This is a genomic window from Curtobacterium sp. UNCCL17 (assembly GCF_000686685.1).
Lineage (GTDB): Bacteria > Actinomycetota > Actinomycetes > Actinomycetales > Microbacteriaceae > Curtobacterium > Curtobacterium flaccumfaciens.
This window is the reverse complement of the sequence record NZ_KK366000.1, coordinates 787999-806898: the sequence shown is the minus strand read 5'-3', so window position 1 is coordinate 806898 and position 18900 is coordinate 787999. Positions and strand designations below refer to the sequence as shown.

Here is an 18900-nt window from a genome sequence, read left to right as displayed (position 1 = left end):
GCGTGCCGCAATGGGGCCCGGCTCGGAGGCCCGTTGCGGCTGCTCGATGCGCGACCCCTCCGCACGGTGCGGACTTCGCGAGCGGCCGCCGGGTTGATCGCCCGGTGCGAGCCTGCAGGCGTGCACGGAGCGGCTGCCGCCGCACGGGCCAGCGAACCTCGCACCGTGCCGAACGGCGCCGCTCGCGCCCAGCGGCGGGCACACCGTAGCGAACCCGCGCCGTCGGCCCGTCGCCACTAGGCTTGCCCCGTGGTCACACGGCTTTCGCATCTGTTCCTCCGTACGCTCCGCGACGACCCCTCCGACGCCGAGGTGACGAGCCACAAGCTGCTCGTCCGCGCCGGGTACGTCCGTCGCCAGTCCCCGGGGATCTTCGCCTGGCTGCCGCTCGGACTCCGGGTGCGCGCCAAGATCGAGGCGATCATCCGCGACGAGATGGTCGCCGCCGGTGCGCAGGAGGTCCTGCTGCCGGCGCTGCTGCCGCGTGAGCCGTACGAGGCGACGAACCGCTGGACCGAGTACGGCGACGGCATGTTCCGCCTGCAGGACCGCAAGGGCTCCGACTACCTGCTCGCGCCCACGCACGAGGAGATGTTCGCGCTCCTGGTGAAGGACCTGTACTCGTCGTACAAGGACCTGCCGGTGACGCTGTTCCAGATCCAGGACAAGTACCGCGACGAGGCCCGGCCCCGCGCCGGACTCCTGCGCGGCCGCGAGTTCACCATGAAGGACGCGTACTCGTTCGACCTCACCGACGAGGGCCTCGAGCGCAGCTACCAGGTCATGCGCGACGCCTACGAGAAGATCTTCGCCCGCCTCGGCCTCGACTACGTCATCGTCAAGGCCGACGCCGGCGCGATGGGCGGCTCCAAGTCCGAGGAGTTCCTGCACCCGATCGGCGTCGGCGAGGACACCTTCGTCCGCAGCGCCGGCGGCTACGCGGCCAACGTCGAGGCCTACGTCACCCCCGTCCCCGAGTCGCTGCCGATCGAGGGTCAGCCCGAGCCCGTGCTGCTGCCGGCGTCGGACACCCCGACGATCGACACGCTCGTCGCCCACGCGAACCAGGTCGCGCCGCGCGAGGGTGCCCCGTGGACCGCGGCCGACACGCTGAAGAACGTCGTCCTCGCGCTCACCCACCTCGACGGCACGCGTGAGGTCGTGGTCGTCGGCCTGCCCGGTGACCGCGACGTCGACCTGAAGCGAGCCGAGGTGTCGTTCGCCCCGGCCGAGGTCGAGGCCGCCGGCGACGACGACTTCAAGAAGCACCGGGGCCTGGTGAAGGGCTACATCGGCCCGCAGGTCCTCGGCGCCGACAGCGCCACCGGCCTCCGCTACTTCGTCGACCCCCGTGTGGTTGACGGCACGAGCTGGATCACCGGCGCCAACGAGCGCGGCGTGCACGTCTCCGGCCTCGTCGCCGGCCGTGACTTCGTGGCCGACGGTGTCGTCGAGGTCTCCGACGTCCGCGCCGGTGACCCGTCCCCGGACGGCTCCGGCCCGCTCGAGACCGCGCGCGGCATGGAGATCGGGCACGTGTTCCAGCTCGGTCGGAAGTACGCCGAGGCGCTCGGTCTCAAGGTGCAGGACGAGAACGGCAAGCTCGCCACGGTCACGATGGGCTCGTACGGCATCGGCGTGACCCGCATCCTCGCGATCCTGGCCGAGTCCCACAACGACGAGAAGGGCCTGGTCTGGCCGAAGAACGTCGCGCCGTTCGACGTGCACATCGTCGCCACCGGCCGTGACCAGGTCGCCTACGAGCTCGCGGCCTCCGTCGTCGCCGAGCTCGAGGGCGAGCGGTTCGACGTGCTGTACGACGACCGCCCGAAGGTGTCGCCCGGCGTGAAGCTCCGCGATGCCGAGCTGCTCGGCATGCCGATCGTCGTCGTCGCCGGCCGCGGCGCGGCCGAGGGCGTCGTCGAGCTGTGGGACCGGGCGACGGGCGACCGCCGCGACGTGCCGGTGGCGGACCTGCTCGACGCGGTCCGCGCGATCTAGACGCGACACCTGACGGACAGGAGGCCCGTGGCGACGCCGCCACGGGCCTCCTGTCCGTCTCCTGGTTCTGGGGTACGCTTGTGGCCGACTTCTGCGCAGTTCCACCCCGCAGGAGCGACTCATCTGAATACGGAGGCACCTCGGTGAAGATCGATCTCGCAGTCCTGCGACTCATGGAGCGCGAGCGGGAGATCCCGTTCGACGAGCTCGTCCAGATCATCGAATCTGCCATCCTGACCGCCTACCAGAAGCACGCCGACGAGAACGGCGAGCCGGCCCACGCGCAGTCGCGTGTGGAGCTCGACCGCAAGTCCGGCGAGGTCAGCGTCTACGTCCCCGAGCTCGACGACGAGGGCACCGTCATCGGTGAAGCCGTCGACCAGCCGAGCGACTTCGGTCGCATCGCGGCCTTCGCGGCGAAGCAGGTCATCAACCAGCGCCTGCGCGACATCGGCGACGACAAGATCCTCGGCGAGTTCCGCGGCAAGGAAGGCGACATCGTCGCGGGCGTGGTCCAGCAGGGCCCGAACCCGAAGATGGTGCACGTCGACCTCGGCACGATCGAGGCGATCCTGCCGCCCGAAGAGCAGGTGCCGGGGGAGTCCTACACGCACGGCTCCCGCATCCGCGTCTACGTGACGAGCGTGGCCCGTGGCAACAAGGGCCCGCAGATCATCGTGTCGCGCACACACCCGGGCCTGGTCCGGAAGCTCTTCGCGCTCGAGGTCCCGGAGATCGCGTCCGGTGTCGTCGAGATCACCTCGCTCGCCCGCGAGGCCGGACACCGCACGAAGATCGCCGTCAAGGCGAACGAGCCCGGTGTGAACGCGAAGGGTGCCTGCATCGGTGAGCTCGGCGCACGTGTCCGGGCCGTCACGAACGAGCTCGGTGCCGAGAAGATCGACATCGTCGACTACTCGTCCGACCTGGCGTCGTTCGTCGCGAGCGCCCTGTCGCCGGCCAAGGTGACGAGCGCGTTCGTGCTCGACGCCTCGACGAAGGCCGTCCGCGCGCTCGTGCCGGACTACCAGCTGTCGCTCGCGATCGGCAAGGAAGGGCAGAACGCCCGCCTCGCCGCGAAGCTCACCGGTGCCCGCATCGACATCCAGCCGGACTCCATCCTGGACGGCGAGGACTAGGACGATTTCGCTCCCGGCGCGCCCTGCGAGGGCGCGCCGGATCGCGCACGTCCGAGGCAAGGAGTAGAGTGGTTCCCGTCAGAACGTGCATCGGCAGTCGTCGTCGCGCTTCCCGATCCTCCCTCCTCCGAGTCGTCGCCCTGAGCGACGGTCGTGTCGTGGCGGATCCGAAGGCAGTCATGCCGGGGCGGGGAGCATGGCTCACACCGACCGTCGATGCCTACGATCTGGCCGTCAAGCGCAGGGCTTTCCGCCGTGCGCTCCGGTTGGATCGCGATCCCGACACGTCCGCGGTGCTCGACCACATCGTCGGTCTCCCACAGGAACCGGCCGAGCGCCCGGACATGACAGAACAGGCTGAACGGCTTATGGACAACTGATGAGCGGCTCGAAATGAGACCCGTCATCCATTGAGTCCTGCCCCTTCACGGGGTGGGACCCGTGAAGGAGAACAGTGGCTAAACCACGCGTACACGAGATCGCAAGCGAACTCGGCGTCGACAGCAAGACCGCACTCGAGAAGCTCAAGGAGCTCGGCGAGTTCGTCCGGGGTGCCAGCTCGAGCATCGAGCCCCCCGTGGCACGGAAGCTCCGTGCCGCCCTCCAGGCAGACGGCGCCCCCGCGGCGAAGCCCGCCGCCTCGGCCTCCGCGCCGAGCGCACCCGCCAAGGCCAGCGCGCCGAAGTCGAGTGCACCCAAGCCCGGCGGCCCCCGTCCGGGTCCGGCTCGTCCGGCACCGGCTCCCGAGCCCGAGGCCCCGGCAGCACCCGCTGCCGACGTGCCCGCGCCGGCCGCACCGAAGTCCGTCGCCCAGCGACAGGCCGAGGCCGAGGCAGCGCAGAAGGCCCGCGCCGAGAAGCAGGCCGCTGAGCAGCAGGCCGCCGAGGCTGGCGGGACGACCGACGCGGCGCCGAAGTCCGACGCCGTGAAGCCGGGCACCAGCCCGAAGGCTCCCGCGGCCGCCGGTCCGAAGCCGGGTGGACCCAAGCCCGGTGCACGTCCGGGCAACAACCCGTACTCGTCGAACCAGGGCATGGGCTCGCGCCCGCCGCGCCCCGGCAACAACCCGTACTCGTCCAACCAGGGCATGGGCCAGCGCCCAGCCGCCGGCGCAGCCGGTGGCGGCGGCATCCCGCGTCCGCAGCCCCCGCGTCCGGGCACGCCCCGTCCGGGTGCTCCGCGTCCGGGTGGTCCCGGTCAGGGCAACCGTCCCAACGGCTTCGGGCAGCGCCCGGGCCAGGGTGGTGGCCGTGGCGGCCCCGGTGCCCGTCCGGGTGCCGGCGGCGGTGCCGGTGGCGGCTTCCCGCGTCCGGCCTTCAGCGGCCCGCGTCCCGCCGGTGGCGGTGGCCGTGGTCGTGGCCCCGGTGGTGGTACCGCCGGTGCGTTCGGTCGCGGTGGCGGCAAGAGCCGTGCCCGCAAGTCGAAGCGGACGAAGCGCGCCGAGTACGAGATGCGTCAGGCACCGTCGCTCGGCGGTGTGCAGGTCCCTCGCGGCGACGGCAACACGGTCGTCCGACTCCGTCGTGGTGCGAGCATCTCGGACTTCGCGGACAAGATCGACGCCATGCCCGGCAACCTCGTGACGGTGCTGTTCCACCTCGGTGAGATGGCGACCGCGACCGAGTCGCTGGACGAGGCCACGTTCGAGGTCCTCGGTGACGAGCTGGGCTACAAGATCCAGATCGTCTCGCCCGAGGACGAGGACAAGGAGCTCCTCGAGGGCTTCGACATCGACCTCGACGCAGAACTCGAGGACGAAGACGACGACGTGCTGCAGCAGCGGCCGCCGGTGGTCACCGTCATGGGTCACGTCGACCACGGCAAGACCCGCCTCCTCGACGCGATCCGCAACTCGAAGGTCGTCGAGGGCGAGGCCGGTGGCATCACCCAGCACATCGGTGCGTACCAGATCGTCGCGCAGCACGAGGGCATCGACCGCCCGATCACCTTCATCGACACCCCGGGTCACGAGGCCTTCACGGCCATGCGTGCTCGTGGTGCCCAGGTGACGGACATCGCGATCCTCGTGGTCGCGGCGGACGACGGCATCATGCCCCAGACCATCGAGGCGTTGAACCACGCGCAGTCGGCCGGTGTGCCGATCGTCGTCGCGGTCAACAAGATCGACAAGGAAGGCGCGAACCCCGCCAAGGTCCGCCAGCAGCTCACCGAGTACAACCTGGTGGCCGAGGAGTACGGCGGCGACGTCATGTTCGTCGATGTGTCGGCGCGGCAGAACATCGGTATCCAGGAGCTCCTGGACGCCGTGCTGCTCACCGCGGACGCCGGTCTCGACCTGCGTGCGAACCCCGACAAGGACGCCCGTGGTGTCGCGATCGAGGCCCGGCTCGACAAGGGTCGCGGTGCAGTCGCCACGGTCCTCATCCAGTCCGGCACGCTCCACGTCGGTGACGCCATCGTGGCGGGCACGGCCTACGGCCGAGTCCGTGCGATGACGGACGAGAACGGGGTCGCGGTCAAGGCCGCGACGCCGAGCCGCCCGGTCCAGGTGCAGGGTCTGTCGTCGGTGCCCCGCGCCGGTGACACCTTCCTCGTCACCGAAGAGGACCGCACGGCTCGTCAGATCGCCGAGAAGCGTGAAGCCGCCGAGCGCAACGCCCTGCTGGCGAAGTCGCGCAAGCGCATCTCGCTCGAGGACTTCACCCGTGCGCTCGAAGAGGGCAAGGTCGAGTCGCTCAACCTCATCATCAAGGGTGACGTCTCCGGTGCCGTCGAGGCACTCGAGCAGTCGCTCCTGGACATCGAGGTCGACGACAGCGTCCAGCTCCGCATCCTGCACCGCGGTGTCGGTGCGATCACGGAGTCGGACATCGACCTGGCCACGATCGACAACGCCATCGTCATCGGCTTCAACGTCCGTCCGGACGTCAAGGCCCGTGAACGTGCGGCGCGTGAAGGCATCGACGTGCGCTTCTACTCGGTCATCTACAACGCACTCGACGACATCGAGCAGTCCCTCAAGGGCATGCTCAAGCCCGAGTACGAAGAGGTCCAGTCGGGCGTCGCCGAGATCCGCGAGGTGTTCCGTTCCTCGAAGTTCGGCAACATCGCGGGTGTCATCGTCCGCTCCGGCACGATCACGCGCAACGCCAAGGCGCGCGTCATCCGCGAGGGTGTGGTGATCGCCGATGGCCTGGCCATCGAGTCGCTGCGTCGCTTCAAGGACGACGTGACCGAGGTCCGCACGGACTTCGAAGCCGGTATCGGTCTGGGCAAGTTCAACGACATCCAGATCGGCGACGAGGTCGAGACGACCGAACTCGTCGAGAAGCCGCGCGACTGATCGCGTGACTCCTCTGGGCCCCGGCCTCCCCGTGTGGGAGGCCGGGGCCCGACCCCTTTCCCACGCAGGACCACCGGCGGGAAGCGTCCCGCCACTGCCTCAGGAGGCACCCAATGGCCGATCCGCAGCGCGCACGCAAGATGGCGGACCGCATCAAGGAAGTCGTCGCACGTCGACTCGACAAGGGTCTGCGGGACCCGCGACTCGGGTTCGTCACGATCACCGACGTCCGTGTGACCGGTGACCTGCAGCACGCGTCGATCTTCTACACCGTGTACGGCACCGACGAGGAGCGTGCGGACTCCGCCGCGGCGCTCAAGGCCGCGACCGGCATGCTCCGGTCCGAGGTCGGCAAGAACATCACCGCCCGGCTCACGCCGTCGCTCGAGTTCATCGCCGATGCCCTGCCCGAGACCTCGGCGCACATGGAGGACCTGCTCGTGCAGGCCCAGGTGCGTGACGAGCAGGTGCGGGCAGCCTCGGTCGGCGCGACGTACGCCGGCGACGCCGACCCGTACAAGCGCGACGAGGACGACGACACCGACGACGCCGCCGAGCCCGACGGCTCCGCCGAGCCGCGTTCCTAGATCCCGGGCAGCTGGTAGCCGCTCGCGTCGTCCCCGACGGCCAGTCCGTCACGCAGGAGCGACGCGAGCGCCCGGTCGCGCTGGTCGGCGTCCGGCCACACCGGTTCGATCTCGGACCGGGTGACCGGCACGTCGCTGGCGCGCAGCTCGGCCATGATCAGGCCACGCACCTGGCGGTCACTGCCGGCGAACCTCGCCTGCCGCGGAGCCCGCGGCCCGTCGTGCTCCGGGTACCCGGCCGCACGCCACGCGCAGCGGTCCGCGATCGGGCACGCATCGCACGCGGGGGAGCGGGACACGCACACGAGCGCGCCGAGCTCCATCACGGCCGCGTTCGTGGCAGCTGCGTCGTCGCGGTCCGCCGGCAGTACGGACTCCATCAGCGGGAGGTCCTGCTTCGCCTTCGCCGGCCCGGGTTCGCCCTGGCCGAGGACCGCACGAGCGAGCACACGGCGCACGTTGACGTCCACGACCGGGTGCCGGTCGCCGTACGCGAAGACCGCGACGGCCCGCGCGGTGTAGTCGCCGATGCCCGGCAGTGCGAGCAGCGCGTCGACGTCTCGCGGCACGACGTTGCCGTGGTGGGTCGCGATCGCGGTCGCCGCCGCGTGGAGCGCGAGCGCGCGTCTCGGGTAGCCGAGCCGGTCCCAGGCGCGCACCGCCTCGGACGGCGGCGAGTCCGCGAGGTCGCGAGGCGTCGGCCACCGGGTGAGCCACGCCTCCAGACGGGGGATCACGCGCGCGACCTGCGTCTGCTGCAGCATGATCTCGCTGACGAGCGTCCCCCACGCGGGGAAGCCGGGGCGGCGCCACGGCAGGTCCCGCGCCTGCTGCCGGAACCACGCGATCAGCGGGGTCGCGATGTCGGGCCGTTCCGGCGTGGCCGGCTCCTGCACACCGCGTCGCGCGGTCGGTTTGTCCACATCCGGTCTGGAGGCCCGACTCGCGTTCACCTCGACAGCCTACGGTGGACGCATGGCACGCTGGGCACCCGAAGAGACCGACACGATGGCTGCGATCGCCGCAGAGGCGATTGCGCAGGTCGGCACGAACCGCACCGTCATCGGCGTCGACGGGCAGGACGGCACCGACCTCGAACGGGTCGCGGCCGCGCTCGTCACCGGTTTCGAGCAGCACGGGGTCTCCGCGATGGCGGCCGCCGCGCCGTCCGCCGACCAGGACACGCTGCGGTCCGACCTGGTGACGCCCTTCCGCACGACCGGAGCCGGTGACGGTGTCCTGATCGTGCACGGACGGGGCGTCCTGGCCCCCGGGGTGCGCACCCTGTGGCGCTGGTCGCTGTGGGTGGAGCAGGAGTCCGGTCGGCTCGAGCGCCGCGCCGACGTGAAGATCGCAGCCTCCGCCGTGCTCGACGTCACCGATCCCGAGCACCCCCGCCGCGAGTGGAACGACGCCTGCTGACCGGCGCTGGTAATCTCGCCTGGTGCTCGAAACCGCGCCGGACGGCATCCTCCTCGTCGACAAACCGCAGGGGATCTCCAGCCACCGGGTGGTCTCCATCGCCCGACGGCGCCTCGGCCTGAAGAAGGTCGGCCACGCCGGGACCCTCGACCCCATGGCCACCGGGCTGCTGCTGCTCGGCATCGGGCCGTCCACCCGGTTGCTGACGCACCTGGTGGGCCTCGACAAGACCTACACCGCGACCATCCGGCTCGGCGTCTCGACGGACTCCGACGACGCCGACGGCACGCCGACCGCTGCTGTCGGTGTGGCCGCTGCCGACGTCTCGGACGACGCCGTCGAGACCGCCGTCGCAGCACAGCGGGGCGTGATCGACCAGGTCCCGTCCACGGTCAGTGCGATCAAGGTCGACGGGCGCCGCGCCTACGACCTGGCGCGCAAGGGCGAGGCGGTGGAGCTCAAGTCCCGCACGGTGACCGTCTCCCAGTTCGACGTGACGACCCGGAACGAGCGGACCGTCGCCGTCGACGGCACCGACGTCGCCGTGGTGGACCTCGACGTCGTCGTGACCTGCTCGTCGGGCACCTACGTCCGCGCGCTCGCCCGTGACGTCGGCGCTGCCCTCGGCACCGGGGCGCACCTGGTCGCGCTCCGGCGGACCCGCGTCGGACCGTTCGACGTGCAGGACGCCATCGACCTCGAGGACGACGCCGTCGACGTCCGCGCCGCGCTCGCACGTCCGGCGGACATCGCCCGGCGACTCTTCTCGACCGTGACCCTCGACGCAGCCTCGGCGAAGGACCTCACCGACGGCAAGCGCGTCGCAGCCGAGCACCCCGACTCGGACGGTCCGGTGGCAGCGGTCACCGCGTCCGACGACCGGCTGGTCGGCCTCGTCTCCGTCCGCCGTGGGCTGCTCCGGGTCATCACGAACTTCCCGACGCCCGGTGCGTCGTCCTCCTCGCAGACCGGAGCCCGCGCGTGATCGAGTGGTACATGTGGGTGCAGCTGGTGCTCGCCGTGGTCGTGGGGCTCTTCGCGGTCGTCGTGGGGTTCATCGGCTGGAAGCCGAACGACTACACCGTCGGCGCCCTCGTGCTCATCGAACTGCTGCTCCTGGTGCAGGGCGTCATCTCGATCGTGCTGCCGGCGACGGGCAGCCCGCCCGACGGCAACGCGCTCGAGTTCGGGGTGTACGCCGTGTCGGTGCTGCTCGTCCCACCGGCGGCGGTCGTGTGGGCCCTGATCGACCGCACGAAGTGGAGCACCGTGGTGCTCGGTGCCGGTGCCTTCACCGCCGCGGTGATGGTCTACCGGATGTACCAGATCTGGTTCGCGCTGAACTGACGCCGGAGGTCATGCGCGGAGCCGCGCGTCGGTAGAATCGGTGCAATGGCGACCAGATCCTCACTCGCGACCGGCATCGGCCGCGTCCTCATCGCCGTGTACGGCATCCTCGCGCTGGCGGCGACCGGACGCAGCGTCGTGCAGATCATCGAGAAGTTCTCGTTCGCACCGTTCGCCTACACGCTCAGTGCCATCGCTGCCGTCGTCTACATCGTCGCGATGATCGCCCTCATCGTGCCCGGCCGGTTCTGGTACCGGGTCGCCTGCGTCACGATCGTGTTCGAGATGACCGGCGTGCTCGTCATCGGCACCCTGTCGCTGTTCGACCGCCAGCTGTTCCCCGACGACACCATCTGGTCGTACTACGGCATGGGCTACGCCTTCGCGCCGCTCGTCCTGCCGATCGCCGGGCTCTGGTGGCTCCGCAAGCACCACCGCACCGCCGTCACCGAGTCGACGGCACCGGCTGCGTCCTCGTCCACCGCCCCGGCGAGCGAGTAGGAGCCACCGTGCAGTTCTACGAGGACACCGCTGACGTGGCGGACGGGTTCGGGCCGAGTGCGGTCACCATCGGCAAGTTCGACGGCGTGCACGTCGGGCACCGTGCCGTCATCGCACACCTCGAGCGTGCCGCCCGCGAGCACGACCTCGTGGCCACGGTGGTCACGTTCGACCGCCACCCGCTCAACGTCATCGACCCGCCGCACGTCCCACCGGCCCTGACGAGCACCGCGCAGCGCCGCGAACTGCTCGAGGACGCCGGGGTCGACGCCACCCTGCTGCTCCGCTTCGACCAGGAACTGCAGTCGAAGTCGCCCGAGGCGTTCGTGTCCGAGATCCTCGTCGACACCCTGCACGCCCGGCTCGTCTTCGTCGGCAGCGACTTCCGCTTCGGCGCGAAGGGCGCCGGCGACGTCGCGCTGCTGCGTGCCCTGGGGGAGCAGCACGGGTTCACGGTCGAGCTCATCGACGACGTGGACCTGATCGACGACGTCCGACCCGACGGTGAGCGCCGGGTGTCCTCCACCTGGATCCGGGAGCTCCTGGGCCAGGGTCGCGTGGCCGAGGGCGCACGACTCCTCGGGCGGGAGCACGCCGTGCGGAGCGTCGTGGTGCACGGCAACCAGCGCGGCCGGGCGATGGGGTACCCCACCGCGAACCTCGACCCGGCGTGCGAGGGCTTCGTCCCCGCCGACGGCGTCTACGCCGCCCGGGTGCTGCACGACGGCACCGTCTACCCGGCAGCGGTGTCGGTCGGCAACAACCCGACGTTCGAGGGCGTGCCGGCGAAGCAGATCGAGGCGCACCTGCTCGATGTCGACATCGACCTGTACGGCGATCGGATCTCGGTGCTGTTCGTGTCGTACGTGCGCGGCATGGTGAAGTTCTCGTCGATGGACGAGCTCGCCGCGCAGATGCGGCAGGACGACCTCGACATCCGACTGCTGCTCGGACTGCCCGCTCCGGTCTGACCTGCCGGCACGCTGGCCTGGTTCGCCCGCTGGTGCCCCTGGTACGACGACGCCCCCGTGACCGATCGGTCACGGGGGCGTCGTTCGTGGTTCAGAGGCTCAGCCGCCCAGGGCGTCGAGCCAGATCTTGCGGGCGTCGAGGGCTTCCTGCGCGTCCTTGATCTTCCGGGCGTCGCCGGTGGCCTGCGCCGCGGCGAGCTCGGACTGGAGCTTGCCGATCGCGTCTTCCAGCTGGCTCGCGAGGCCGTTCTGACGGGCCTTGCGCTCCGGGTTCGATTCCTTCCAGTGCGCGTCCTCGAGCCCACGGACGTGGTCCTCGACGGCGCGCAGGCGGTCCTCCACCCGACGGACGTCGCCGCGGGGGACCTTGCCGATCTCGTCCCACCGGCGCTGGATGCCGGTGAGGGTCTTGCGCGCGGCGACCCGGTCGGTCGCCTGCAGGAGCGGCTCGGCCTCGGTCAGCAGGGCCTGCTTCGCCTCGAGGTTGGCGGAGAACTCTTCGTTCTCGGCTGCGCTCTCGGCGTGGCGCTGCTCGAACAGGACGTCTCCGGCGGCCTTGAAGCGCGCCCAGAGTGCGTCGTCGTGCCGCTTGCCGGCACGCCCGGCGTTCTTCCAGTCGTCGAGCAGCTGGCGGTAGTCCGGGATCGCATCGGAGCCGCGGGGTGCGAGGGCCTCGGCCTGCGCCACGAGCTCCTGCTTGCGGGTCCGGGCGTCACGGTGCTGTGCGTCCAGCTCGGAGTAGAAGGCACGACGGTGCTGGTCGACGGTGGACCGCGCTGCGCGGAACCGCTTCCAGAGGTCGTTGGCCTCGTTCTTGGGGATCCGCGGCCCGTCGTGCTGGTGCTGCTGCCAGCGCGCGAACACGTCGTCGAGCTGGGCCGTGATCTGCTTCCACTGCGCGCGTGCGGGGTCCACCGCGGCGAGTGCCTCGGCTTCCTCGACCAGGGCGGTGCGGTGCGCCAGGGCGTCCTGCAGCGCCTGCTGCGCCTGTTCCGCCTGCTCCTTGGTGAGCGAGCCGAGCTGCTCGGTGAGAGCACCCACGCGGGTCTCGAGCGACTTGATGTCACCCACCACGCGCGCGTCGGCGACCAGGGCGGTCAGGTGCTCGACCGTCCGGGCGACGTCGTTCGCCGACGCACCGCGCTGGACGCGCTGCTCGGCGATCTTCACCTGCCCCTCGAGGTCGGCGTACTTCCGCGCGAAGTAGGCGAGGGCTTCTTCGGGGGTGGCGTCCGGGTACTCACCGACAGCACGTTCGGTCTCTTCGTACCGGACGTACACGGTCCCGTTCTCGTCGACCCGCCCCCAGGTCGTTGCTTCGTCAGATCCCACAGGTCTCGCCTCGATCGTGGTCGTGCATCGCCGACGTCACCGTCGGCACGGTCAGGTCGTCAGCCTATTGCACGGACGGGCTCCGCCGCCCGACCGGTGCGACGGGTTGTGGACTACTTCTGCTCCGCGATGGTCGCGTCGGTGATCTTCGTCGCCACCTTCGGCTCGCCGGTGCCGTCGCTGCCGGGAGACGCGATGCCCTTCGCGGCGATCTTCGACTCGAGCTCGGACAGCCCGCTCGTGACCTTGCCGACGACCGTGTAGCCGCCCGTCGAGCCGTCGAGCGTGGTGTCCCCGTAGACGATGAAGAACTGCGTCGACTGCGAGTACGGGGAGTCCGACCGTGCGATCGCGATCGTGCCCTTCCCGTAGACGCCGTCTTCCGGCACGTTCTCGAGCGGGCCGTACTCGAAGCCGGCGTCGCCGGTGCCGTCGCCGTTCGCGGAGCCGCACTGCAGGAACTTCAGTCCGTCGCTGTCGGCGAGCCGGTGGCAGGTGGTGCCGTTGTAGAACTGCTCACGGATCAACGAGATCTCGGCACTCGTGGCCTGCGGCGCCTTCGCGCCGTCCAGCTCGATGCCGAGGTCGATGTCCTTGTTGAGCGTGAGGGTGCCGGTCCAGGTCGCGCCCTTGGCGATCGACTTGCTCGGCACGTCGCCGGTGTTGCCGGCCGTGGCACTGGCCGACGGCGTGGCCGTCGACGACGCGGAGGCGCTCGGGGCCGGGGCGTCCGACCCCCGCGATCCGGCGAAGGCGAGCTGCGACCCGGTGGCGAGGGCCGCGACGAGGACGAGGGCACCGGCGCCGATCAGGTTGTCCCGCACGCGGCGGCGTCGCTGCCGCTCGTGGAGGCCCTGGCGGGCCTGGTAGAGGCGGAGGCGCTCGCGCGCCTCACGGTTGTCACGCGCTGGGTTCTTCGGTGCCACGGTGCTGGTCTGCCCTCTCGTCGCAGTGTGCAACGAGCGTAGCCGAACGGTCGCCGTCACCAGCCGGGAGGCGCGGCCTGCGTCGGTGGACCGGCCTACGATTGCAGGATGGCAGCGGATCGTTCGGGAATGCACGCGCCCACCACGGGTGGTCGCGCCGGTCTCGCGCAGGGTTCCGTCCCGCTCGCCGTCCGGATGCGCCCCACCAGCCTCGACGAGGTCGCCGGTCAGCAGCACCTGCTCGGCCGGGGTTCGCCCCTGGTGCAGCTCGCCACCGGCACGCGTGAGAACCCCGGCGGGGTCTCCGTGATCCTGTGGGGACCGCCCGGCACCGGCAAGACCACGCTGGCGCAGGCCATCGCACGGCAGTCGGGTCGCGAGTTCGTCGAGCTCTCCGCCGTGACCGCCGGCGTGAAGGACGTGCGCGAGGTCATGGAGAAGGCGCTGACCCACCGCGACCTGTACGGGTCGACCACGGTGCTGTTCCTCGACGAGATCCACCGGTTCAGCAAGGCCCAGCAGGACGCCCTGCTGCCCGGAGTCGAGAACGGGTGGGTCATCCTGATCGCCGCCACCACCGAGAACCCGTCGTTCTCGGTCATCTCGCCCCTGCTGTCCCGCTCGCTGCTCCTGACGCTCAAACCGCTCACCGATCCCGACCTCGGCATGCTCGTCGACCGCGCGGTGGAGGACCCCCGCGGGCTCGGCGGTGCCGTCGTCCTCGGCGACGAAGCCCGCAGCGCGATCATCCGCCTCGCGTCCGGTGACGCTCGACGTGCCCTCACGGCGCTGGAGGCCGCGGCGGCGTCGGCCACCGCCGCGCAGGACGAGGACGAGGACACCGTGCCCGTCGTCGACGCCGACACCGTCGCGGCTGCGGTCGACCGGGCCCTGCTGCGCTACGACCGACAGGGTGACGAGCACTACGACGTCATCAGCGCGTTCATCAAGTCGGTGCGGGGGAGCGACGTCGACGCCGCCCTGCACTACCTCGCCCGGATGATCGAGGCCGGCGAGGACTCCCGGTTCATCGCGCGGCGGATCATCATCTCCGCGTCCGAGGACATCGGCATGGCCGATCCCCAGGCGCTGCCCATCGCGGTCGCGGCGGCCCAGGCCGTCCAGCTCATCGGGATGCCCGAGGGGCGGATCCCGCTGGCCGAGGCGGTCGTCTACCTGGCGACGGCGCCGAAGTCGAACGCCGCCTACAACGGGGTCAACCAGGCGATGGCCGACGTCAAGGCGGGGCGCATGGGCACGGTCCCGATGCACCTGCGCGACGCGCACTACGCCGGGGCGAAGCGCCTCGGGCACGGCAAGGGGTACGTCTACTCCCACGACGCCGAGCACGGGGTCGCCGAGCAGCAGTACCTGCCGGACGCACTCGAGGGCACCGAGTACTACACGCCGACGGCCAACGGCTACGAGCGCGAGGTCGGGCCGCGGCTCGAACGACTCCGGAAGATCACACGCGGCCACTAGCGTCGGTGCTTCTGCGCCCGCCCCGATGCTGCTAGCATTGCCGGGCCTACGTCCTGGTCCTCGAGCACGGCTGCGTCGAGGACAGAGTGCCACTCCGGTGGTACGGGGGCAGAGGTTCGGACTGTAGCCGTCCGATCCCACAGGCTCATCCCTCTGGATCCCGTCGTCGGGGCCACCGGCACTCGCGTGCCCGGCCTCCGGTGAGTATTCAGTTCGAACAGAGAAAAGGACCCTGTGTCTACCAAGTCACGTACCCGCAGCAAGACCCGCCTGTCGCGCGCACTCGGCATCCCGCTGACGCCGAAGGCTGCCCGTTACCTCGAGAAGCGCCCCTACGGGCCCGGTGAGCACGGCCGTACGCGCCGTCGTGCGGACAGCGACTACGCCGTCCGCCTCCGTGAGAAGCAGCGTCTGCGCGCCCAGTACGGCATCCGCGAGAAGCAGCTCCGCATCGTCTTCGAAGAGGCCCGCAAGACGAAGGGCCTGACCGGTGAGAACCTGGTCGAGCTCCTCGAGCAGCGCCTCGACGCCCTCGTGGTCCGTGCCGGCTTCGCCCGCACCACCGCGCAGGCCCGTCAGCTGATCGTGCACCGCCACATCCTGGTCGACGGCAAGCTCGTCGACCGCCCCTCCTTCCGCGTCAAGGAGGGCCAGCTGATCCACGTCAAGGCGAAGTCCGAGTCGATGGAGCCCTTCCAGGTCGCCGCTGCCGGTGGCCACCAGGAAGTCCTCCCGAAGGTCCCGGGCTACCTCGAGGTCGAGATCGAGAAGCTCCAGGCCCGCCTCGTGCGTCGCCCGAAGCGCGCCGAGGTCCCCGTGACCTGTGAAGTGCAGCTCGTCGTCGAGTACTACGCAGCTCGCTGATCCACTGATCACACCCGAACGGCGGGTCGTCCTCTCGAGGGCGACCCGCCGTTCGGCGTTCCGGCACCGGCGGCTAAGCTTGTCCGGGCATGCACCGCCCGGGTGCACAGAGGGAGAGGCACCGTGAAGCAGCTGTTCTTCGTCGCCGTCGGCATCGTCATCGGCTTCGCCGTCGCACACCGGGTCGCCCAGACCTCCGGTGGCGCCCGGCTCTTCGCCGAGGTGAACGCCAAGACGAAGGCCTTCACGGGAGCCGTCGCGGACGGCTACCGGTCGCGCGAGGCCGAGCTCCGTACCGACGTCTGAGCGCTCCGACCGAGCAGCCACGACCCTCCTCCACCCACGACCTGAACCCAGGAAGCACCATGCAGACCGCAGAGATCCGCCGCCGTTGGCTCCAGTACTTCGGTGACCGCGGCCACACCGTCGTCCCGTCCGCGTCCCTCGTCTCCGACGACCCGTCGCTCCTCTTCACGGTCGCCGGCATGGTGCCGTTCATCCCGTACCTGACCGGTCTCATCCCGGCGCCGTTCCCGCGGGCGACGAGCGTGCAGAAGTGCATCCGCACGAACGACATCGAAGAGGTCGGCAAGACCCCTCGCCACGGCACGTTCTTCCAGATGAACGGGAACTTCTCGTTCGGCGACTACTTCAAGGAGCAGGCGATCCAGTTCGCCTGGGAGTTCCTGACCAAGCCGGAGACCGACGGCGGGCTCGGCTTCTCGCCGGACGACCTCTGGGTCACCGTCTACGAAGAGGACGACGAGGCGATCGGCTTCTGGAAGCAGCACTCCTCGCTGCCCGACGAGCGGATCCAGCGCCTCGGCAAGGACACCAACTACTGGTCGACCGGACAGCCCGGACCGGCGGGTCCCTGCTCGGAGATCTTCTTCGACCGTGGCCCCGAGTACGGCATCGACGGCGGCCCGGCGACGGACGACGACCGGTACGTCGAGATCTGGAACCTCGTCTTCATGCAGTACCAGATCGCCGACGTGCGGTCGAAGTACGACTTCGAGATCACCGGCGAGCTGCCGAACAAGAACATCGACACCGGCATGGGGCTCGAGCGCGTCGCCTTCATCAAGCAGGGCGTCGACAACATGTACGAGATCGACCAGGTGCGCCCGGTGCTCGACCGTGCGGCCGAGATCTCCGGCCGGCGCTACGGTGCCGTGCACGAGGACGACGTGCGGATGCGCGTCATCGCCGACCACGTCCGTTCCTCGCTGATGCTCATCGCCGACGGCGTGAGCCCGTCGAACGAGGGCCGCGGGTACATCCTCCGTCGGCTGCTCCGTCGCACCGTCCGCGCGATGCGCCTGCTCGGTGTCGAGGCCCCCACGTTCCCCGAGCTCTTCCCGGCGTCCCGCGACGCCATGCGCGACGCCTACCCCGAGGTGGCGTCCGACTACGACCGGATCTCCCGCATCGCCTACGCGGAAGAGGAGACCTTCCTCCGCACCCTGGCACAGGGCACGACCATCCTCGACGTCGCCGTCGAGCGCGCGAAGCAGGACGGCGCCCCGTCGATCGGCGGCGACACGGCGTTCCTGCTGCACGACACCTTCGGGTTCCCCATCGACCTGACGATGGAGATGGCCGAGGAAGCCGGCGTCCACGTCGACCGCACGGCGTTCGAGACCCTGATGTCCGAGCAGCGTGCCCGGGCGAAGGCCGACGCGAAGAGCAAGAAGACCGCGATCGCCGACCTGAGCGTGTACAGCGCGTTCCGGGCGAAGGGCGAGACGACGTTCCTCGGCTACGACGCGCTCGAGGCCGAGACGCGCGTGCTCGGCATCATCGTCGGCGGCGTGAGCGTCGACCGTGCGGTCGCCGGTGACATCGCCGAGGTCATCCTCGGCGAGACCTCCCTGTACGCGGAGTCGGGCGGCCAGGACGCCGACCAGGGCTCGATCGTCGGCAACGGGTTCGACCTCGAGGTCCTCGACGTCCAGCGACCGGTCTCCGGACTGTGGAGCCACACCGTGCAGGTCCGCTCCGGCGAGGTCGGCGTCGGCGACGCCGCGAGCACCGTCGTCGACGCGGAGTACCGCCGCGGTGCGACCCAGGCGCACTCCGCGACGCACCTGGTCAACGCGGCCCTCCGCGACATCCTCGGGCCGGAGGCGCTGCAGGCCGGTTCGTACAACAAGTCCGGCTACATGCGCCTCGACTTCTCGTGGTCGCAGCCGGTCTCGCTCGAGACGCGCTCCGAGATCGAGGAGGTCGTGAACACCGCGATCCGCACCGACCTCGAGGTCTCCACGCGCATCCTGCCCATCGACGAGGCGAAGGCCCTCGGGGCACAGGCCCTGTTCGGTGAGAAGTACGGCGCCGAGGTCCGCATGGTCGACATCGGCGGCCCGTGGTCCCGCGAGCTCTGCGGTGGCACGCACGTCGCCTCGAGCGCGCAGATCGGGCTCGTCAACCTGGTGGGGGAGTCGAGCGTCGGTTCGACGAACCGCCGCGTCGAGGCACTGGTCGGGCTCGAGGGGTTCCGCGACCTCGCCGTCGAGCGCACGATCGTGTCGCAGCTCTCCAGCGCGCTCAAGGCACCCCGTGCCGACCTGCCAGCCCGCGTCCAGAACCTGATGGAGGACCTCCGGTCCGCCCAGAAGAAGCTCGCCGAGTACGAGTCGGCCAACCTGCAGCAGCGCGTGCCCGCCATCGCCCGCAACGCCACGACCGTCGGTGCCACCACCGTGGTCGCCGAGACGGTCGACGGCCTGCCGTCCGGCGACGACCTGCGCTCGCTCGCCACCGGCGTGCGGGGCCAGCTCGGTGACGGCGCGGCCGTGGTCGTGCTCGGGGCAGTCGTCGGTGGCAAGCCGATCGTGATCGTCGCGACCAACGACGCCGCTCGTGCTGCGGGCGTGCAGGCGGGCCCCCTCGCGAAGGAGGCCGCCGGCGTGCTCGGTGGCGGTGGCGGCGGCAAGCCGGACCTGGCGCAGGGCGGCGGGACCGACGCGGCCGCGCTCCCCGCGGCGCTGCGTGCCGTGACTGCACGGCTCGCGGGCTGAC

17 protein-coding genes are annotated in these 18900 nt (G+C 70.5%); 14 read left to right on the top strand and 3 right to left on the bottom strand.

What is annotated here, in order from left to right; translation table 11 throughout:
* Positions 1–249 precede the first annotated feature (249 nt).
* The 5 genes from BR70_RS0108735 (at position 250) to rbfA (ending at position 7031) form a co-directional block, all read left to right on the top strand.
* Positions 250–2001 carry a proline--tRNA ligase gene (locus BR70_RS0108735; protein ID WP_027465763.1) on the top strand — a complete coding sequence of 584 codons (1752 nt, stop codon included), beginning with the start codon at positions 250–252 and terminating at the stop codon, positions 1999–2001.
* Positions 2002–2144: 143 nt separating this feature from the next.
* Entirely contained in the window at positions 2145–3140 is a 996-nt protein-coding gene (nusA, locus tag BR70_RS0108730) for a transcription termination factor NusA (RefSeq protein WP_027465762.1), read from the top strand.
* Positions 3141–3208: 68 nt separating this feature from the next.
* The gene (locus tag BR70_RS22820; protein WP_031259737.1) at positions 3209–3520 is read left to right on the top strand and encodes a YlxR family protein; all 312 of its coding nucleotides are present in this window, start codon (positions 3209–3211) and stop codon (positions 3518–3520) included.
* Positions 3521–3594: 74 nt separating this feature from the next.
* Positions 3595–6444 (top strand): translation initiation factor IF-2, encoded by a 2850-nt coding sequence (gene infB, locus BR70_RS0108725; protein WP_027465761.1) that lies wholly within the window; start codon positions 3595–3597, stop codon positions 6442–6444.
* A gap of 113 nt (positions 6445–6557) precedes the next feature.
* Positions 6558–7031 (top strand): 30S ribosome-binding factor RbfA, encoded by a 474-nt coding sequence (rbfA, locus tag BR70_RS0108720; RefSeq protein WP_027465760.1) that lies wholly within the window; start codon positions 6558–6560, stop codon positions 7029–7031.
* Here the strand turns inward: rbfA and BR70_RS0108715 are convergent.
* On the bottom strand, positions 7028–7954 hold the full coding sequence (locus BR70_RS0108715; RefSeq protein WP_371836749.1) for an HhH-GPD family protein: 927 nt from the start codon (positions 7952–7954) through the stop codon (positions 7028–7030). The two genes, rbfA and BR70_RS0108715, sit on opposite strands and share 4 nt — an antisense overlap.
* 52 nt (positions 7955–8006) lie before the next feature.
* Here BR70_RS0108715 and BR70_RS22245 point away from each other — a divergent pair, with 52 nt between their 5' ends.
* From BR70_RS22245 to BR70_RS0108690, 5 genes are read left to right on the top strand one after another with little or no spacing between them, the layout of a single operon-like run.
* On the top strand, positions 8007–8453 hold the full coding sequence (locus BR70_RS22245) for a hypothetical protein (RefSeq protein WP_051596740.1): 447 nt from the start codon (positions 8007–8009) through the stop codon (positions 8451–8453).
* 22 nt (positions 8454–8475) lie between these two features.
* Complete coding sequence (truB, locus tag BR70_RS0108705) at positions 8476–9438, top strand: tRNA pseudouridine(55) synthase TruB (protein ID WP_027465758.1); 963 nt, start codon at positions 8476–8478, stop codon at positions 9436–9438.
* Complete coding sequence (locus tag BR70_RS0108700) at positions 9435–9800, top strand: hypothetical protein (protein ID WP_027465757.1); 366 nt, start codon at positions 9435–9437, stop codon at positions 9798–9800. The genes truB and BR70_RS0108700 overlap by 4 nt, the downstream gene beginning before the upstream one ends.
* Positions 9801–9845: 45 nt before the next feature.
* Entirely contained in the window at positions 9846–10301 is a 456-nt protein-coding gene (locus tag BR70_RS0108695; RefSeq protein WP_027465756.1) for a hypothetical protein, read from the top strand.
* A gap of 8 nt (positions 10302–10309) precedes the next feature.
* The gene (locus BR70_RS0108690; protein WP_027465755.1) at positions 10310–11272 is read left to right on the top strand and encodes a bifunctional riboflavin kinase/FAD synthetase; all 963 of its coding nucleotides are present in this window, start codon (positions 10310–10312) and stop codon (positions 11270–11272) included.
* Between the two features lie 99 nt (positions 11273–11371).
* Here BR70_RS0108690 and BR70_RS0108685 read toward each other — a convergent pair whose 3' ends face one another.
* Complete coding sequence (locus BR70_RS0108685; protein ID WP_027465754.1) at positions 11372–12604, bottom strand: DUF349 domain-containing protein; 1233 nt, start codon at positions 12602–12604, stop codon at positions 11372–11374.
* 113 nt (positions 12605–12717) lie between these two features.
* A complete protein-coding gene (locus BR70_RS0108680; protein ID WP_027465753.1) occupies positions 12718–13530 on the bottom strand; it encodes a peptidylprolyl isomerase in 813 nt (270 codons plus the stop codon).
* A 129-nt stretch (positions 13531–13659) separates the two neighbouring features.
* On the opposite strand from BR70_RS0108680, the gene BR70_RS0108675 reads away from it, so the two are divergent.
* The 4 genes from BR70_RS0108675 to alaS all read left to right on the top strand — a co-directional run bounded on the left by BR70_RS0108675 (position 13660) and on the right by alaS (position 18899).
* Complete coding sequence (locus BR70_RS0108675; RefSeq protein ID WP_027465752.1) at positions 13660–15012, top strand: replication-associated recombination protein A; 1353 nt, start codon at positions 13660–13662, stop codon at positions 15010–15012.
* Between the two features lie 234 nt (positions 15013–15246).
* Entirely contained in the window at positions 15247–15876 is a 630-nt protein-coding gene (gene rpsD, locus BR70_RS0108670; protein WP_017887166.1) for a 30S ribosomal protein S4, read from the top strand.
* A 123-nt stretch (positions 15877–15999) separates the two neighbouring features.
* The gene (locus tag BR70_RS0108665; protein ID WP_027465751.1) at positions 16000–16182 is read left to right on the top strand and encodes a hypothetical protein; all 183 of its coding nucleotides are present in this window, start codon (positions 16000–16002) and stop codon (positions 16180–16182) included.
* A 59-nt stretch (positions 16183–16241) separates the two neighbouring features.
* Positions 16242–18899, top strand: a complete 2658-nt coding sequence (alaS, locus tag BR70_RS0108660) for an alanine--tRNA ligase (RefSeq protein ID WP_027465750.1) — start codon at positions 16242–16244, stop codon at positions 18897–18899.
* Position 18900 lies beyond the last annotated feature (1 nt).